Annotated in this window: 14 protein-coding genes; 8 read left to right on the top strand and 6 right to left on the bottom strand. The window is 62.6% G+C overall.

The window, feature by feature from the left end; translation table 11 throughout:
- The first annotated feature begins 64 nt into the window (after nt 1–64).
- From BZF57_RS17680 to BZF57_RS20930, 7 genes are all read left to right on the top strand, one after another.
- Entirely contained in the window at nt 65–1,315 is a 1,251-nt protein-coding gene (locus BZF57_RS17680) for a metallophosphoesterase family protein (protein WP_206073295.1), read from the top strand.
- A 2-nt stretch (nt 1,316–1,317) separates the two neighbouring features.
- Nucleotides 1,318–4,758: an ATP-binding protein gene (locus tag BZF57_RS17675; protein ID WP_086740493.1), complete on the top strand. Its 3,441-nt coding sequence runs from the start codon at nt 1,318–1,320 to the stop codon at nt 4,756–4,758.
- Nucleotides 4,759–4,773: 15 nt separating this feature from the next.
- Nucleotides 4,774–5,868, top strand: coding sequence for a hypothetical protein (locus BZF57_RS17670; RefSeq protein WP_086740491.1), 1,095 nt, complete (start codon nt 4,774–4,776; stop codon nt 5,866–5,868).
- A 572-nt stretch (nt 5,869–6,440) separates the two neighbouring features.
- The gene (locus BZF57_RS17665) at nt 6,441–6,926 is read left to right on the top strand and encodes a hypothetical protein (RefSeq protein ID WP_086740489.1); all 486 of its coding nucleotides are present in this window, start codon (nt 6,441–6,443) and stop codon (nt 6,924–6,926) included.
- A 302-nt stretch (nt 6,927–7,228) separates the two neighbouring features.
- Nucleotides 7,229–7,567, top strand: a complete 339-nt coding sequence (locus BZF57_RS17660) for a hypothetical protein (RefSeq protein WP_086740487.1) — start codon at nt 7,229–7,231, stop codon at nt 7,565–7,567.
- Nucleotides 7,568–7,628: 61 nt separating this feature from the next.
- Nucleotides 7,629–7,844 (top strand): hypothetical protein, encoded by a 216-nt coding sequence (locus BZF57_RS17655; protein ID WP_086740484.1) that lies wholly within the window; start codon nt 7,629–7,631, stop codon nt 7,842–7,844.
- A gap of 87 nt (nt 7,845–7,931) precedes the next feature.
- On the top strand, nt 7,932–8,153 hold the full coding sequence (locus BZF57_RS20930) for a hypothetical protein (protein ID WP_143738557.1): 222 nt from the start codon (nt 7,932–7,934) through the stop codon (nt 8,151–8,153).
- Here BZF57_RS20930 and BZF57_RS17650 read toward each other — a convergent pair whose 3' ends face one another.
- From BZF57_RS17650 to BZF57_RS17625, 6 genes are read right to left on the bottom strand one after another with little or no spacing between them, the layout of a single operon-like run.
- Nucleotides 8,154–11,462: a conjugal transfer protein TraG N-terminal domain-containing protein gene (locus tag BZF57_RS17650; RefSeq protein ID WP_086740482.1), complete on the bottom strand. Its 3,309-nt coding sequence runs from the start codon at nt 11,460–11,462 to the stop codon at nt 8,154–8,156.
- A 33-nt stretch (nt 11,463–11,495) separates the two neighbouring features.
- The gene (locus BZF57_RS17645) at nt 11,496–12,953 is read right to left on the bottom strand and encodes a conjugal transfer protein TraH (RefSeq protein WP_240506036.1); all 1,458 of its coding nucleotides are present in this window, start codon (nt 12,951–12,953) and stop codon (nt 11,496–11,498) included.
- The gene (gene traF / locus BZF57_RS17640; protein WP_086740477.1) at nt 12,953–13,780 is read right to left on the bottom strand and encodes a conjugal transfer protein TraF; all 828 of its coding nucleotides are present in this window, start codon (nt 13,778–13,780) and stop codon (nt 12,953–12,955) included. Before traF ends, BZF57_RS17645 begins: the two co-directional genes overlap by 1 nt.
- Before the next feature lie 4 nt (nt 13,781–13,784).
- Nucleotides 13,785–14,336, bottom strand: a complete 552-nt coding sequence (locus BZF57_RS17635; RefSeq protein ID WP_162291043.1) for a hypothetical protein — start codon at nt 14,334–14,336, stop codon at nt 13,785–13,787.
- A 50-nt stretch (nt 14,337–14,386) separates the two neighbouring features.
- A complete protein-coding gene (locus BZF57_RS21550; protein WP_086740541.1) occupies nt 14,387–16,378 on the bottom strand; it encodes a conjugal transfer protein TraN in 1,992 nt (663 codons plus the stop codon).
- Nucleotides 16,379–16,428: 50 nt separating this feature from the next.
- Nucleotides 16,429–16,779, bottom strand: coding sequence for a type-F conjugative transfer system pilin assembly protein TrbC (locus tag BZF57_RS17625; protein ID WP_420810223.1), 351 nt, complete (start codon nt 16,777–16,779; stop codon nt 16,429–16,431).
- A gap of 65 nt (nt 16,780–16,844) precedes the next feature.
- On the opposite strand from BZF57_RS17625, the gene BZF57_RS17620 reads away from it, so the two are divergent.
- Nucleotides 16,845–18,211 (top strand): IS3 family transposase gene (locus tag BZF57_RS17620; RefSeq protein WP_120222458.1). Its coding sequence is split into 2 segments (ribosomal slippage): nt 16,845–17,196 and nt 17,196–18,211, totalling 1,368 coding nucleotides; the frame shifts between segments, so codons are not numbered across the junction.
- Nucleotides 18,212–18,285: the final 74 nt, after the last annotated feature.

The raw sequence follows: 18,285 nt of genomic DNA, 5'->3' as shown, positions 1-18,285 counted from the left end.
CATTCATCCCATTATTGGCGGGGATCCGAAAGTGAGGCGCCTATTCGTCAAAAGGGGAATGAGCTTGACGAGCTTTAAGTTTCTGCACGCCGCTGACATCCATCTCGACAGCCCCTTGCACGGTTTGTCGAGATACGAGGGCCTGCCGGTCGACGAGATCCGCTCAGCGACTCGCGCTGCATTTGACAACCTGGTGCAGTGCGCGATCGACGAGGATGTTGACTTCATGGTTATTGCCGGAGACCTGTTCGATGGCGACTGGCGCGACATGGGGACCGGTCTCTACTTCGCGAAAGCGATGGGCCGCCTTGACCAAGCCGGTATTCCAGCGTTTCTGCTGGCCGGCAATCATGACGCGGCCTCCGTCATCTCCCGCACGGTTCCCTGGCCGCCGAACGTCCGGCTGTTCGGATCGCGGCGGCCCGAGACTCATCGCCTTCCCGAACTTTCCGTCGTCGTCCATGGCCAGAGCTTTTCGACGCCGGCGGTCACTGAAAACCTTGTACTGGCCTACCCGCCGGCCGAGCCGCACGTGTTCAACATCGGTATGCTTCACACAGCGTTGGCCGGTCGGCCGGGGCATGCCGGCTATGCGCCATGTAGCTTCGAGGATTTAAAATCTCGGGGCTATGATTATTGGGCACTCGGCCACGTCCACGAGTTCGAGGTGGTCAGCACCGAGCCTCACGTAATTTTTCCGGGCAACGTGCAGGGGCGAACTATCAGAGAGACTGGAGCCAAGGGCGCGGTCCTTGTTGCTGTTGACGACGGCGAGGTTGCCTCTATCGAGCGGATCGAGCTCGACGTTATCCGATGGGTTCGTCTCGACGTGAACTGCGCCGGAGCGCGAATGGATGAGGTCGGGGATCTGCTGCGCTCTGCACTCGTGGGGCTTGACGGCGCAAACGCGTCGGGTCGGCCGTTAATCGCGCGCGTGACGCTGTGCGGCGAGACGGTCGAGGCGGGCGCGCTCCATGATAGGGCCGCGACGCTGCGCGACGATGTCCGCGCGATCGCCTCTTCGATATCGCCCGCCCTGTTCGTAGAGAAAGTCCGGGTCGAAGTTACCGAGCCGGCGCGCACGGGCCTCGTCGTCGGTGACGACATAGGCGAAATGATTGAGGAGGCGGCGAACGACCCGGACCTCATCGATGAGCTGAGCCGCGACCTCGAGCGCTTCATGCTAGCGGCCAGCACATCCCTCGGCGATCCCGATGAGGGCGGACTTCGACTCGCCGCCGCCCGCGGCGACTGGTCGGGCGTCCTCCGCACCGCTTCGACTGCGTTGCGGTCGCGCCTCACGGCGGAGGGCTAACTATGCGCCTCTCCCGCCTATCGCTCGAGCGCTATGGGCGCTTTGAGGACTGCGAACTGAACTTTCGCGCAGGCATTCCCGATCTCCACGTCATCTATGGCGAGAACGAGGCGGGCAAGACGACGTCGCTGGCGGCCGTCTCCGACTTGCTGTTCGGGTTCCCCGTCCGCTCGCCGTACAACTTCCTCTTCGACTATTCCCTGCTCCGCGTCGGCGCGGTCCTGGAGGATGGCGCCACGACGCTTGCCTGCCGCCGAAAGAAAGGTACCAGCGGCACACTGCTCGGGGCCGACGACATCCCGATCGACGAGGGTCCACTCGCTGCGATGCTGCGTGGCCAAACCCGGGATACATTCGGCCTATCCTTCAGTCTCGATCAGGAGGCACTCCGCTCCGGAGGAAAGGCGATGGTTGAGGCGAAGAACGACGTTGGGCGGACGCTCTTCGCCGCTGGCTCCGGGCTCACCGGCGTATCCGACGAATTGCGGCGCCTAGAGACAGAGGCCGACGCTATATGGGGGCCGACTAACCGCGGGAGCCGCACGTTCACAGTGGCCCAGCGTCAGCTCGCAGAAGCCACGCGGTTGGTTCGGGACGACGCATTGAAGCCGAAAGCGTGGTCGGACGCGCGGGCCGCCACCGAGCGGACCCGCGAGGCGCTCGAGGCCGCGCGCCGCGATCGTGACGCGGTGCAGGCGGAATCCCGGGCCGCTGAGCGGGTTCGACGCCTCGCGCCGCTCATTCGGCGGCGCGAGGAACAGACCATAGCGCTCGCAGGATATGACGGTATCGTCGACATGGGCCGACAGCGCGAAACGGCTGCGGAGGAACTAGTGCGCGAGGCCGAGGAGGCAGTGCGGGCGATATCGGCCGCTGAGGGCCTTCGGGGCGACATCGCCGACCGACGCGCTGCGGTTTTTACCGACCCACAGGTACTGGGCGTCGCCGATGAAATCGATCGCCTCGTCGCTGATGCGGGTTCCGAGGTAAAAGCGAAGCGCGACCTCGTTGGCCTAGAGGCTGAGCATGCAGATGCCGCAGCGACGGTCCGTCGGCTTCGCGCCGAGGCCGGCCGGAACGCCGGCGCGACGCTTCAACGCGAGCTGGCGGCGCTGCTGCGCGAACTCGCTCGCGTGGACAGCGAGCAGCGCCTGGCCATGCGTCAGGTCGAGGACGACCGGCAGCGCGTCGAGGAGCGGCGCGGCCGTGCTGCGGCGGCGCTCGCCGCGACAATCGTCGGCGACGCGGTCGATGCGCTGACCTCCGCCGTAGATCACGCGCGTGCGCTCGGAGCCGATGCCGACGCACGCTGCGATGCGTTGCGGGTCAAGCTGGACGTTGTAGTGCGCCGGGCCGACGCCGCCCTCGCGCGACTCGCACCCTGGACGGGCGACGGAGACGCGTTGACCTGCCTCCCAAGGGTTGACGACAGCGAGGTTCACGAAGCGCGCGACGCACTGGCGGCGCTGGTGGCTGAGGTTCGCCGGGAGGAGGAGGCAGCGCAGCGGGCTTCGGACCAGTCGGCTGCCGCCGCGTTGGAAATCTCTCAACTGGCGACCGGCACCGCGGTGTCGCCCGAGGACATGGCTGAAGTACGGACCGAGCGAGACCGTCTCTGGCGACCGCTGCGCGAGCATTTGCTGAATGGCGCGGCCTTGCAGGCACCCGCTGAGGCCATTGCGATATACGAGTCGGGCGTAGCGGCAGCAGACGACCGCGCCGATGCGCGGTTCGCCAGCGCAGATGCCTCGGGCAAGCTCTCGCTTCTCGAACAGACGCGGGCGTCGCATGACCTTACTCGTAGGCAGGCGGAAACTCGTGCGCAATCAGCGAGGACTTGTCACGAGGAGACGGTCGCCAGCTGGAAGCGACGGCTCGCCGATGTGGGCCTACCGGCACTCGAGCCCGGCAGATTCCACTCTTGGCAGGCGGACCGCGACGTCGCTGAGGCGGCACACGCCGAGGTGCGAAATCTGTTAGCGGAAGTCGAGCTGTCCGAAGCCAAACGCGACGCCGCTCGGGCGGCGATGAGTGCTGCGCTCGGCGTCGCGGACGTAGGCGGTCCAATCGCACCGGTGCTCGCCAAGGCGGAGAGGCGCCGCGCGGAATTCGAGGACGTCGCGCGCAAGCGGCTCCTGGCACAAGCCGAACTCGACCAGCTCGACGTCGAGACGGCGGCGCTCGATCGCAGGCAGAGGTTGGCCGAGGACGCGCTTGATGCGAACGGCGATGCGTGGCGCGCAGCGTTGAATGAGGCCGGTCTGGACATCGACGTGTCGGCCTGTTCCGCGGTCCTCGACCTGCTCGACGAGTTGCGTGAGGCGACGGCGTCTGAGGCGTCGCTGCGGCGGCGCATCGAGGGCATCGGTCGGGACACGCGCGAGCACGCGGCGGCGGTGGGGCAGCTTGCCGATGCGATCGGCGTCCCGGCGGGCGAGGTCCACGAACGCCTGCGCTCACTGCGCGACCGGCTCGCGGCCGCGCGAAGCGCCGCGACGTTGATCGGATCCTTGGACGACGAGGACAAGCGCCGCCATGGCGAGCTTCAGGAGGCGCAGGCCAAGCTTAAAGCAACCGAGGAGGCACTAGCGCCGCTGCTCGCCGAGACGGGATCGGCGGACAGGGTCGCGCTCGGCGCTGCGATCGAGCGGTCACGGGCCAAGCGCGGGTTGGCCGATGAGATCGTCGCGACTGAGCGCGCAATCTTGGAGTCAGGCGACGGGCTCAGACTTGACGAGCTGCTGGCGACCGTCGGCGCGGCCGATCCTGACCAGGTTACTGCGCAACTGGAGTCACTTGGCTCCCGGCTCGAAGAGCTTAACGCCGCGGTCGACGAAGCTGCTACCGCGCATGGCGATGCGCGGGCGACTTTCGCCGCCCTTGATACGGATGGGACCTCCGCAGTAGGCGCAGCTGCCGACGCCGAGCAGGCCCGTTCCGAGCTGGATGCGCTAGCGGAGGACTACATTCTGAAGCGGACTCAGGCCGTGACGCTTAAGTGGGCAATCGAGAAGTATCGCGAGCGGCATCAGGATCCGTTGCTCCTGCGGGCGGGTGAGCTTTTCTCGACGCTCACCACCGGGCGTTACGCTACGCTGAAGGTAGACACCGACGCTCCCAGCCCGCGACTTCTGGGTATGCGCGACGACATGCGGACTATGGTCGAGGTTGACGCGATGAGCGAGGGCACCACCGACCAGCTTTTCCTCGCGCTGCGGCTGGCCGCGCTCGAGCAGTCTGTCGCGTCAGGGGTCGGCCTGCCGTTCCTAGCGGACGACCTCTTCGTGAACTTCGACGACCGGCGCGCTGAGGCAGGATTCCGTGTCCTCGCCGAGGTCGCGCGGACCACACAGGTGCTGTTCTTCACGCACCATCCGCACTTGGTCCAGATCGCGAAGTCTGTGGTTGGCGCCGAGCTTCATTCGGAATGCGTGCTCTCGTGATCCAGGGGCCATGTGATGCTCGAGCATGACGCCACCGTCCTCTTCGGTCTGGACCCCCGATTCCCCCTCGAGGACGTGGAGGCGATTGGCTCGCGTTTGATGGCTTCAGGTGCGCTTACGCCCGGGTTCGTTCCGCCGGCGGCCGGTCTGCTTACCGTGCATGCGATGCTCTACGCGGACCGGATCGAGCGGCTACCGACGGTTCTTCTCCCGGATCGCAACGTCGTCACGCGGATGGCGAGGATAGCCCGTGACGGCTGTATTGGCCGGGAGGATCCGCCCACCCGGCTGGCGCTCGACCTGATGGCGTTCTGTCAGGCGATGAACATCGATATCGAACCCGGGCTCGCCTTCCAGGAGCTCGCCCAGGTAATGGGTGACGAGGTCGCGAACGAGGAGTTGCGCTGGTTCCGCGTAGCCGACACCGGCGCGCGTGCGACCTACTGGATCGAGCTCGCGGTTGGCCGATCCAACCGGCTGCCCCACCTAGCGCCCAACCCCCCGGAGGATCTGCCGCTTTCCCAACCGCCGCACCGCTGGCGATGCAATTACGCGGTTATGCTAGCGGCGACGGCGTTGGAACTCGATGGCACGCTTTCGCCCGTGGAGAGGTTCGGCAGGCTGTTAGACTGGATGGTGGACGAATTCATCCTCGCTGGACCGGCGGCGATCTTCTGCACGAAGTTCCTTTCACCCCGGGCGCCCCGCGCCGGTTTGGTCAAAGGGTTTCGCTCGGCGAACCGCGATCGGGCCATGGCTGGAGTGCGCAATGCGGCGTGGGATGTAACTTACCTCAGCGAGCTGACCAGGCGCGCCCAACCCGGGAGCTACGCAATGGCGCGCTGCATATTTGCATCGGCCGACCGGGCCTTGGCTGAACTCGCGCCGTTGCTGCTGATCGACGTCGAAGACGCGTCCGACTACCACCGCGAGCTTGCCGCGCGGCTAGAGACTTGGTGGTGCGGTGATGCCGACCGCATCGCGGGGATGCTCTTGGACGCAATCGCCAGGGTCGAACACCGCGATGCGCCTGCAGGGCCGCCGGGCGTGGACGACTACGTGGGCTTCAAGATCGCCGAGGGTGAGCGACGCGTGGCGATTGCGGTTTGAGGATCAGGCGGCCGTCCGGTGAACGAGCAGGAGATTGGCGATACGCAATGTCTACGCAATGCGGATTGACGATCCACCCGCATAATCAGAGGTTCAATTCTGGGGGGCTTCATGCAGCTGAGTGGCCAGCTCTGGATCATCCGGGAACTTAGAAGCAGCTCAACGAACGGCAGCTTTCCCGGCATCACCACCAAGCCTGCCGTTCCTCTTCGGCCAGAGGCGGTCGCTCCCTCGTAAGCCAGGAACGTCCACTTTCGGCGAACGATGTCGGTCGAATGGCGAGCTGGGAACGACCGGTAAGTCCCAGAATGCGACCATAGAGGCCTGTGGCCCGGCACTGAGGCGCGCGCGGCGAAGCGTCATTTTGCGCAGTCTCAGAACCCTCAGACAACTGGAACCCCCCCATTGGGAACAGCCTAAAACCAATCGAGGGAGGCGAACCGTAACAGCCGCGCGAGCTCGTCATGCCCCGCTCTGCGCTCCTAGGCGGCGGCGCAGACTTGGCCAAAGCGAGTCAGACGCTCAGCAAACGAGCCCATTGTCGGACCCTGCATTGGCGCTATGTTCGAGCGATGGCCGTCTGGCAGTTCGTCATCAACCTGATCCCTGCCTCTGCGGCGAGTATCGCAGGGGTCAAAGCTGCACGGATGAGCCGCGCGCAGCTCGATGACGTTGTTCTGGCCCTCCCCACCGCAGAGGCGGATGTGCTGTTCGCGAAACTCGACATGTTGCTACCCGAGAAACCGCGATCCTACACCGGTCTCCGGGTATGGGGTGACGAGCCGAGCGACGACATTCAGGTGAGCTTCGATGACGAATTCATCGAAGAAATCCAGGTCCGCTTCGACGTGGCAGATATCTCTCTGCCATTGATCGGCGGGGTCTGCGACGTCGCGCGTCATTTCGACTGCGTCTTTGCAACGCCGGAGGGTGCGATCATTCAGCCAAGCAGGGAAGCTGTCGTCAGGACGGTTCTCCAATCTGACGCCGCGCATTTCGTGCAAGACCCGCAGGGTTTCGTCGAAAAAGCGGTTCGATTGGATCGGGAGGATCGATAGGACCTATGTCAGTGGCCGGCCACAAGCAACGACTAGCAGGAGCCTTACTTGAAGTAGACCGGCTGCTTGGCTTTTTGGGCTTGCTTGCGGCTCTACCCACCTCCCGCCTCCAATCCCTCGCCATAGGCGCCACTCCTTCGACCGCTACCCGCACGTGACGGACATAATGGCAAAGTTAGCGGCGGCGGAATGGGGCCGCGCGCTCTCGAGCAGCGCCGTTCGCAAGGCCCTGAAAATCTGGCACTCGGCCGTCAATCAAGTTAGAATGAGAGGCGTAGGCATCTAAGCGGTGATGGTCAGCTATGAAGCTTGACGAATGGCAAGTCCAAAGGCTCCTTCGAGACCACTTCGAGTTTTACGAAGATCTGAGGCTGAAGCGCCGCCGTCCCAAATCCGCAGCCCAGCGCCAGTTTCAAGACGTCGCCTGGGGCAAAGCTGAACCCAAGACCGAACATGAGCATGCCTATGTCGCCTACCTAAAGAAGCATGGTATCGGGGCCTTCGCTTCGATAAAGGACAAGCCCCATATCGATGATGTCATGGCAGATCATCCAGTTGGTCACCGACCGGTCGATGGCTCGATCGGAGAAAAATGGGACAATGCTTGGCGCGCCCACCGCGGCGACAAGGAATTCTGGTAGGATGTAGGCGCGAAAAAGAGAACAAGACGCGCATGATCGGACGCCAGCTGCTAGCTTTATCGTGACGGTTCACGACCGCAACGCGATCAGCAGTGTTGCGCTGAAGCTCGAAACACTGGGCATTGATGTCGAGCGGGTGATGAAGAGAACCGGTGTGCTTGGCGGGCGCAGGCCGATGCGGCTTTTTCCTAAGATCACCGCCCTTCCCGGCGTGAAGCATGCGCGCGAGGAGCATGGGTTTCAGTTACCGCCTCTGCATGGTTCCATTCCGCAATGAAGGTTGCCCGGAAGGGGAAGGGAACAAATTTAGAACGCTTGTCCGATCCTTACGCCTGTCGTATTGTAGTGGGGAAAGGATCGGACGATGTATGACGACAAGGATGTCCTGAAGAGCTCTAGTTCAGGATATTATATGAATCCCCAGAACCCGCTCGACCCTTCAACACCTTATGGGCAAGAGCAGCTGAACAAATCTTCTCGCGATTCCATCGTCCCCGCTGGTGTCATGACGGGCTGGAGGCGGATCGCCGTGCTCGCAGCTCTGTTAGGGTGGTTCATTCTTGTTGGAACCTGGACTCCTTCCTGATCACTCCCGATCCTTGACTGAGTAGCGGCGCGGATCCAGCGCCTTTCCATCCTTCCATACTTCATAATGAAGGTGCGGACCTGTAACGCGCCCCGTGCTGCCGACATTGCCAAGGGTGTCTCCCGGGCTGACGGTATCCCCCCTCGTGAGAGATGGTCGGCTCTGCATATGAAAATAGCGGGTTTCCGATCCATCGTCATGCCGCAGCTCGACGAAGTTTCCGCGCGCTGGCGTGTGGCCCGATCGTATGACCTCACCCGATGCACGTGCGTAGATAGGAGTGCCCTCGCTCGCTGCGATATCGATGCCCTGATGCATCGCTGCCTTTCCGGTGATGGGATGGTTGCGCATGCCCATGTCAGACGTGATGCGACCGCTGACAGGGAAAATCGCACGTTCACCGGGCTCAAGAGGAGCAACACTGCTCTTGCCACCCCCAAGACCAATCTTGTCGGCAGCCCAGCCAATGACGTTTCCTGCGCCATTCCAGGTCCCTTCAACCAAGGGAGAAACATAGGGAATGTTGCCCAAAACGCCGCCGTCCTCCCGATCAGATATTGAGGTTGCGAGATCCGCTGCTCGTCCTTGTGCGGCCGAGTTCTCGTTAGCGAGAACATTACGCCCGGCTTCGATGCGCTGAGCACCGCTGGTGATACGTCCCTCGACCTCACCCACGAGACCAGCGTCCGCCGAGTCTCCGCGGACACTCACGTCAGGCGCTTCCCCGCGAACTGCTGCTCGATTCCGCTCACCGAAGCTCTGCACCTGACCCGAGGTAGTCAGTGGCGGTGGAGCGAGGGTTTGCCCCGGCGGTCCGGGGGTATCGAGGCCCATCTCTCGCCGCAACTGGTTGAGTTCGTCATGCTTCTTGGTGACGAACTCCCCGAGAAGCACATCGCGAACCTGAGCTTGCTCGGGCGTTCGCGGATGAAGAATTTGGGGCACAGGACCGAATTGCCGCAGAGTGCTGTCGGAAAGCAGGCGCTCCGTCGCGAAATTGGCGAACTCCTGCGAGTCATTGCCAGACACACTGTACCCCGACCCGGCAGAGATCGAGTTGTCCTTGCTGAAGCGTTCGAAAGCTTCCTCGGCCCTGCTAGAGCGGGCCGAGACCTCATTGGCATGACTGATGCTCGCCCCGAGGCGCTCTGTGAGCGATTCCCCGGTAGAATTGGTGATCGAACTCGTGTCTCGGCTGAAACTGTCTCGCGCTGAACGAGCTTCCTCGGAATTGATCTCGCTTCTGACGAAGTCCCGCACTTCGTTGTAAGCCTGATCGGCTGTAACACGACGGCCAGTTGTCTCTTGGACGATGCTCGCAATTTTTGCGCTGATATCCCCCTTCGTAGTAAGCGCATGTCCATTTTCTTTGTCTTGCCACAAGGTACCAGCGGCATGGATGCCTGCATCCGCGCTCCCTGTTACGTTAGATGAGTTGGCAATCTCACGGCTCTCAGCCTCTGAAAACCCGAAGGTGGTCGACAGCTTGGAGGCGAGATTGTCGCTAACTGTGTTCATCCGGCTGATGCTACTGGCGATGCCAGACCCATTTTCGGTTCCGCTCGAGGCACGGCGCTCAGCCGTCTTCATCAGGTCGGTGCCTCTGCTTGCGACAGCCGACCAGCTTTCGGATGCCTCCCGGCTCAGCCGATCTACGTTCGACTGCCCCTCCGAATACGTCTGGTTGATCCGTTGCTCGAAGCTGCTCGTCCGCGTCGGCGTGGTCGCGAAGCTCGAAATCGCCGGGCGGGCATCAAAGGCGGACGACCCATCCGCAAAGCCATTGGTGATCACGCCATTGCTGCCGGTAAAGGAGCTCGTCCCAAAGCCGGAAGCAACTCTGAACGTGTCATCGTGCTTGTTGAGGCTGCTGTTGTTCGCACTAAGGTTCTGGAAAGAGGTGTTGCCGAGAGCATAGTTCCCGAGCGTGCGCTCGGCGGCTGCAGCCTGCCCCGCAGCCTGTGCCGGACCGAGCAGCGATGTCGCCTGGCCTGCGATCGCCATCGCGCCGCGCGCCATACCTGCTGCGATGAAAGGCACGCTCATCATCATGAAGCCGGCAATCGTGGCGATGTCATTATTCACGTTCGTGATGCCATTGCTGACGAGCAGCGTCGGCCCATTGGGCGAGACGGCCGCGTAGGCGCTGGCGGCACGGTTCATCACGAACATATGGAGGACCACATAGAGCGGCCCCCAGCTCGCGAGATAGAAGAACCCCATCCCATAGCCGCGCAATGTCGTGACGCCGGTGCGCGGGAAGAGAAAGAGCGGGAAGATCACCGGGAACATCGCGTAGAAAACGACGTGAAGAACAATGCCGAGGAGCGGCACCCAGGTCATCGCTTGCTGCGCGATCGAGGTGTAGGTGTTGCGTGCCTGCGCGTCGGCGCGCTGGGCGGCATAGGCATCCCAGCCCGCATCGGAGAAGCTCTCGCGCGCTGCCATGAAGGCGTCCATGACCGAGACCTGCTGAAGGTAGGCGTAGGGATCGGTCGATGTCCCGTGCAGGCTTCCAGCGACGATGCCGAGGTCCGTTCTCAGGCGCTGCGCGGCAATGGTGTCGAGCAGATCGGGGTAGGCACCCTTCGCGAACAGAGGCAGATCGGAATCGATTTCAGCAGTCCACTGTGCGTCAAGCGCTGCATAGGCTGCGTCGCACCGAATGATCGACGACGTCACTGTCGTCCCGCTTCGAGCAAGGAATTTCTGGGCACGCGCCGGACTACCCGGCCCGATATCGCGCCAAAGATTGTTGCTGGTCGTGAGCGTTTCCATCGGCTTAAAGCCGAGCAGCACGTCATAGAAGACGCATTGCTTAAATTGCTCGTCGAGATTGGCGCGGAAAATGGGATCCGTGATCTGGAATGTCTGCGCCTTCTCGAGCAGGCGGGCACCATAGATGATGCCATTGTTGGTCATCTTAAGCGCGTCGGGCATGACAAATACGGTTTCTGCGGTGCGCGTCATCCAGTCCCCGAACTGACTGGTGAAAGATGCCATAACACCTAACCCCAAGGGCACATTGGCGACCGTAGCAGGAGCAAGGCCCGGGTCGATGCGATCGGTGACCTTGATGGTCACGGTCGGCACCAGCAACATCATGTAGATGGCGGTCGCTTGCAGGAACCAGTTCAGCCATGCCCGCCAGTCGAAATTGAAGGCGAGCACCAGCAGCGAGTAGATCAGGCCCATCACGAACACGACCTGGATCATGGAGCGGAAGCCCCCCCCGCCAGACCATGCGGCGACGGCATTGAGGACGTTGACGATGTACTCGCCGCCGCCGACCGTAAAGACCTCAAGCATCGCCCTACCCTTCCCTCACACCCGCCAAAGGGTCTACCTGATGCCTTGCGCCGAAAGGCCGCGACCGAACCGCAGGGATGCCGATATCTGCGGACTCATGGTGTTTTTCAGCGACGCCTCCAGAAGCTGCGTGCGCTGGATGATCTGATAGGTGTCGCTCAGCTTGCCCGACATTTCGACCCGCTTGGCGTTCAGGTTGATGCGCACATCCTGCACCTGACGGCGCCAATCATCGAAGTTCTTCTGCTCGGGCGCATCGAAGCCGATCTGCGAACGGGCGATGTCATCGAGCATGCGATCGATATTGCCGAGCAGGACCTCGACCGCGACGATCTCGGCGAGCGAGTCGAGTTCGCCTGCGCCGAGGCCGAATTGTGACGCAGCGTTGACGACCAGAATCTTGTAGATCGGGATCGAGGACAGGCCGAGGAGATTGACCTCGTCGTTCGACAAGGATGTGTTGTTGCGGATCTTCCCAGCGATGCTTTGCATCATCGCCTTCACTCGCGCCTTGTAGGCCGTATTGGGGCCGACATTCAGTGGCCTTGGCTGCGGGTTGAGACATTGGTCGGGACCGCTTCCATCGCTGCAACGATAAATCTGAGCGGGCGCAACTGACGTGCCGTCGAGAAGCGCGGTGTAGGTGTCCCAGCTCGCTGGTGCAATGAAGCGGAACGTCCCCGGGACGCTATCGCTCTGCGGCTTATTGTAGATGATCGTGCCTACCATCGTCATCAGCCATTCGGCGTAATCCTCGTCCGGCCTCGTCGCCGAATTGCTCATCAATGCCTTCCACGTATAGTTCTTGCTCTTGGCGATCTCGGCCTGAGGATCGGTGCTTCCGTCGGTCGCGGCGTTGCGCGCACTCTGATTCTGACATTCGTGCCGGGCCTTGGCCTCATCGGAGAAGAGACCGGAGCTGCGACCGAGGTTCTGGCATATCGTCTGGCTCGCACCATCCATCTTGGGCCAGAGCGCTCCGACCGCTTCCTGGGCAAACTGGCAGGAGTTCATGTTGAACTCGTTCATCTGCTGGATCTTGTGGGACATGTCCTTCATCACCCCGCCGATCTGAGCGGAGATGGAGTCGATGGCGAGCTGGAACGCGAAGCCGATCGCATTGTTGGCCGTCGCCTTCAGGGTCGCGACGATCTCGTCGGTGTTGATGAAGCTGAAGGAGCCACCGAACAGATCGATCCCGCCGCAGCCGCCGCTCGCGCGGGGCAGTTGAAGATTCACCGGATTGATCTGCTTGGTCGGAAAGCGGGTCCAAAGGCTGCCGCCTGAGTAATAACCGGCCGCCTGCCCGTCGAAAGCCGAGGGCCCGGTGCCATTGGCCGCTGCCCCTGCCGAGTTGAAGTACGAATTCATCGCGCCCTCGACATTGGCAAGAGCGGGCGACGCCGACATGCTCAAAGCAGCAAGGCAAGCGAGCGAACATCCGGCGATGCGAAAGCCGCGGCGCCAGAAGGATTGTTCAGAACGGCTCATCAGAAGTCACTCCCCGGCTCGGTGTTGGTGAGGGTGAAGATCCGGTCCATAACATCATCGGCGGCCATGACCCCGTAACCGATCGGCATCGGCTGCTTGGTCACGGTGTCGAAAAGCACGAGCGCCGGCACCTGCTTGCCCGCCATCCCCATCGCCTCGAATTGACCCGTATCGATCAGGTAGTTGGGGAATGCAGCGTTCGGGCCGCCATCGATCGAGACCGCCATGACGGTCATGCCGAACCGGTCGGAGACGCCCCTCATGATGGGCGAGAACACCTCGCAGGCCGCGCAGCCGGAGGAGTAGAAATAGAAGACGCCGTAGCGCTGGCTGATAGCCGCCAACGCAGCGTCGCGCTGCGCAGTGCGCTGCGTCGTCCAAGTCTTCTTGCCGAGCGCATTGATGGGCCGCTCGAGCGTGTAGTCGAGCTCGGGGTTCTGCCAGATCGCGCGGCGCCAGACGTCGGCAAAGTCCGAAGCCCGGTCGAGCTGCTCGCGCTGGAAGGAGATATAGGCCTGCACGTTCTGCGTGGTGGGCTCGAGGATCGCCCTCGCCTTAAGCTCGTCGAGCTTTTCGCTGATCGCCTTGAGCCGGGCGGCGGCCGGGAAGTTGGGCTGGTTCTGGGGAGGACTGTCAGGATCGGGCTTGGGCTTCTCGCAGTAGAACCACTGGCCCAGGTTGCGCTCGCGGCAATAGAAATCATCGCCTTGCTGAACCCGGATGAGACCGTCGTCGCCCTCGTCGCTCACCTGCGCCATCACGAAGGAAGGCGCGATTGCCGTGCTGAGGATCGCCGCGCTCAGCACACCGCCCAATATCCGTTTCATAGCCCTATTCCTTGCTGCTGTCGCTCGGGGCCTCCTGCCCCTTGCCCTTGCCCTTGCCCTTGCCCTTGCCAGCGCTCTTGCGGCCGACCGTCCCGGCCCCAGGCTTGACCTTGCGGGAAGCCTCGCGGGTAACCCGCGCCTCGTGCCGGGCGTGCTCGCGAATGCCCTCGCGCTGCACGTCCGTGAGGTTCGGCTTGCCCTGCCGCTTGCGCAGGGCCTCCTCGGCTTCGACCGCCTCGTCCTCCACGGATTTCTTCGCGAGATGCGCCAGAAGCGGCGGATCGACCTTCTTCAGCGCACGGCCGAACTCGCTTCCGACGATTCGGATCAGCGCGGTAAACGAGAGCGCCACAGGCTCGGACGCTGCCCGGCGAGGACGCAGCGTCCCGTCCTCCAGCGTCGTCAGGTAACCCTGATGCTCGAGCCTGCGAAGAGAAGGGCGGATGTGGCCGAGCGAAATTGCAAAGCCGAACCAATCCGATAGGGTCGGCAGCAATACAGGCGCTGGCTGCGGGCCGAGGCGCATCAAAGCAATCATGATCGCGAACTCGACCACACTGAGGTCGGGCAACGCACGTCCGCTGGAGAGCGGGGTTACGGTTTCCATTATGGCCGTCCATTTTGCTGCAAATAGTCCTCTATGCGTTGCTGGATTTGCCGGGACGTGTCCAATTCATCTGGGACCTTCGCAGCGTCGAGAAAGTCGGCGTAGACCTCGGTGAAATCCATCACCGCCAGGTCGAGCCGGGAGAACTCTTCGAGGGTGAAGCCCTTGCAGGTCTCGCTCTTCGGCGCGCCCCACGGCTTACCAATCTGGGTACGACCCTGCTGCTGCAGGATGCGGCTCAATTTGGATTCAAAGCAGCAATAGGCATCCCTTCGCGTCGTGCAGACGCCCAGCACACGGCTCGAACAATAAGATCCGACCCTGTGACACAGACCCTTGTCGTCCTTCTTGTCGAGCTCACGCTCGGCGGCATTGCAAAGAAAGGGTGTCAGCAGGGGGACGCCCTTCCCCGAACAGCAGTTCGACAGTCCAAACACCTTCTTCGAGCAGGTCTCACGCGAGCCCGAAAACAGGGTGAAGTCGGCCTCGTTGAACTCGGCATTGGCCTGTCCGAGCGTGTGGAGGCCAACGAGCGCATCCTTGAATTCGGTCGAGGCCTCGCGCTCGATAGGCTCACACTCGCCGTCGATGCAGTAGACGTCGTCGCCGCAGATATACTGCGCCGGATCGGTGGTGCCGCCGCCCGGGATCGGGCAACGATAAACCCGCGTGGCAACCTGACAGGCTCCCTCCTGAGGATCGTCAAGGCACTCCTCCCGCAGGAAAGTGCATTGCGGGTTGCCCACAATGTCTCCACAGTCCGACGCCTGCGTCGTCCCCGAACACTGATAGGTGCGCTCCCACTCCCAGCACGACCGCGTGACAGCAAGTCCGTTGATGGTCCGGGTCTCAGGCTGTCCGGTGCAGACCTCGCCTGACTGGGTGCAGGTCAGACCATCGGTCGCCGCCTGACACATCGCCTCATCACGGGTCTCGCTGACAATCCGGGTGGTGTTGCGAAGGAACCCACCGCGCACCCCGGGGAGCTGCGCGGGGCAAGACCAAACCTCGCGAAAATTGGGGCCACCGGGCTCGGCGCACCAAGGGCGACCTCCCCTTTCAGGATAGACCCATTGCAGGCAGGAAAATCCGATCCTCTCGCGGTCGATGAGGGTGCAGCCGCCGCCCTGAAGCGCACTCGCGATGTTCCAACAGACGCCGGCATGGCCGGGCTGGGGCTCATCGGAATAGCAGCTGTACTCCCAATACTGCGAACCATCGGCCTGAACGACCAGCGGGACACGGCACGTACGAGCCTCATCGATTGGCTTCGCACCCTGCTCGCAGGTAGCCTCGTAATACTCGGTGCCCGCACCGGAGGGCGGCAGCGGCTGACACTGCGCATTCGCAGCGCCAAGGCTCGAACCTGCCAGATAGGCGTCAGGGTCTTCCTCGACCGCCCGCGCACGCAACAGGCCGTCCCGGTCAAGCGTGACGACTGTCCGATCAGGGTTGGTCACAAGACGCCATGGATCACTGCCCAGCGCTCCCGCGGCCCCCTGCGACGTCAGCCGATCCGGATCATCGCCAAGCGCCTCTTCGGGAAGCCTCTGGCCTGTGTATCCGGGGATCGTCCCCGTGAGACTGGTCGAGGTCGTAATCTGCCGATTGTCGGAACGAGCGCCGGTGCCGAACGCCTTGCCGTCGGCCTTGGCCGCGTTGATGTCGCCCTTGGGAAAAGTAAGCGGGCCTCCAGGAACATAGGGAGCAACCGGGACTGTCCCCCCTCCCCCTCCGCCCGAGGGCGGCGGGCTGAACGGTGATGGCGCGGGGGTGGGGCTGGGGGTGGGATTCGGAACGGGCGACGGCGCGGGGGTCGGCGCAGGCAGAGGATCGATCGTCGTGATCGGATCGTCGGGCAGCACAGGGAGTATCGGTTCAAGTGGATTGCGTTGCGGCTGCGCTGGCGGAAAATAGGTGTAGTCATCGAAATCGTAAAAACCGCCGCTGGGGGCAGGCTGCGCCGATTGGGCCAAAGCGGCTAACGGCATGGTTAGTGCGAGACACGCGGCACCTGCCAGGGTCGAGGCGAGCCCTACCCTCACCGCGCGCGCGCCATATTGGCCAACGCAGTGCGCGCAACCAGCGCGCCCGGGCCATTATCGTCGGAGAAGGTCTCGAGCGCATAGCGCACGGTGACGTTACCGCTCATGGCGTCGAAGGGCGGCGGGGTGGTGGTGCAATTCAGGCCGTCGCATGGCATGAAGTCGCTCGAGACCGCCACATAGGTCGGGACCGCCTGGATACCGAAAGCACGAAACAGACGCGGATCGACGCCGATCGAGGCGAACTGGTCGTCATTGCTGATGACCTTGCTCATCCCGGCGATGAAGTGCTTGGCCGAATTGTTCGGGAAGCCCCGAAACACGACGTGTCCCCCGTCAGCACCAATGGCACAGATTTGAGGTTGTGATTTAAGGAGGGTTGGGGCTTCGTCGTAGTGACGAAGGAACGAAGATGAAGACCCAACCCTCCGTGAAAAAATCCCCTCCCAAGAAGGCCCCAGCTGAGCGGGTGGTCAAGGATATCCGCCGAGCAACCCGGCGCCATTTCTCTGCCGAAGAAAAGATCCGCATCGTGCTGGACGGCCTGCGTGGTGAGGACAGCATCGCAGAGCTGTGCCGCAAGGAAGGCATCGCCCAGAGCCTGTATTACACTTGGTCGAAGGAGTTTATGGAAGCAGGTAAGCGCCGGTTGGCCGGTGATACCGCCCGTGCCGCGACCACTGGCGAGGTGCAGGATCTGCGCCGCGAAGCCCGCGCCCTGAAGGAATGCGTGGCCGACCTGACGCTGGAAAACCGTTTGCTCAAAAAAAGCATGATCGCGGATGGGGGCGACGAAGAATGAGGTATCCCGCATCCGAGAAGCTCGAGATCATCAGGATCGTCGAGCAGTCCCACCTGCCTGCCAAGCGAACGCTGGACCAACTCGGCATCGCCCGGCGGACGTTCTACCGCTGGTATGACCGCTACCTCGCAGGCGGCCCGGAGGCGTTGGCGGATCGGCCATCGGCTCCAGGCCGGGTGTGGAACCGGATCGCGCCCGAGGTGCAGGACCAGATCGTCGAAATGGCGCTGGAGCAGTCCGAGCTGTCACCGCGCGAACTGGCGGTGCGATTTACCGATGAGCGCCAATACTTTGTGTCCGAAGCTACGGTTTACCGCCTGCTCAAGGCCCACGATCTGATCACCAGCCCGGCATACGTCGTGGTGAAAGCGGCTGATGCGTTCCATACCAAGACGACCCGGCCGAACGAGATGTGGCAGACCGATTTTACCTACTTCAAGATCATCGGGTGGGGCTGGATGTATCTCTCCACCGTGCTCGACGACTTCTCGCGCTACATCATCGCCTGGAAGTTGTGCACCAACATGCGGGCCGAGGATGTGACCGACACGCTGGATGTAGCGTTGGTCGCATCCGGATGCGACAGCGCCACGGTGTTGCACAAGCCCCGGCTGCTCAGCGACAATGGTCCCAGCTACATCGCGGGCGAACTGGCTGAATACATCGAGGCCAACAAGATGAGCCACGTGCGCGGCGCCCCGATGCACCCCCAGACCCAGGGCAAGATCGAGCGCTGGCACCAGACCCTTAAAAACCGCATCCTGCTCGAGAACTACTTCCTGCCCGGCGACCTTGAGGCCCAGATCGAGACCTTCGTCGAGCACTACAACCACCGCCGATACCACGAGAGCCTAAACAACGTGACGCCCGCAGACGCCTACTTCGGCAGGGCACCAGCCATCATCAAACAACGCGAAAGGATCAAGCGACAGACCATTGAACATCGGCGCTTGCAACACCGTAAGCTCGCCGCCTAAAACCCAACAACAGACGAGGCCCGCACTCCGCTAATTTACGCCGCGACCTGTGCCAAATGTTCTGACGACGGACA

Origin of the sequence: Erythrobacter colymbi (assembly GCF_002155685.1) — a bacterium.
Taxonomy (GTDB): domain Bacteria; phylum Pseudomonadota; class Alphaproteobacteria; order Sphingomonadales; family Sphingomonadaceae; genus Erythrobacter; species Erythrobacter colymbi.
This window is presented reverse-complemented; position numbering and strand designations above follow the sequence as displayed.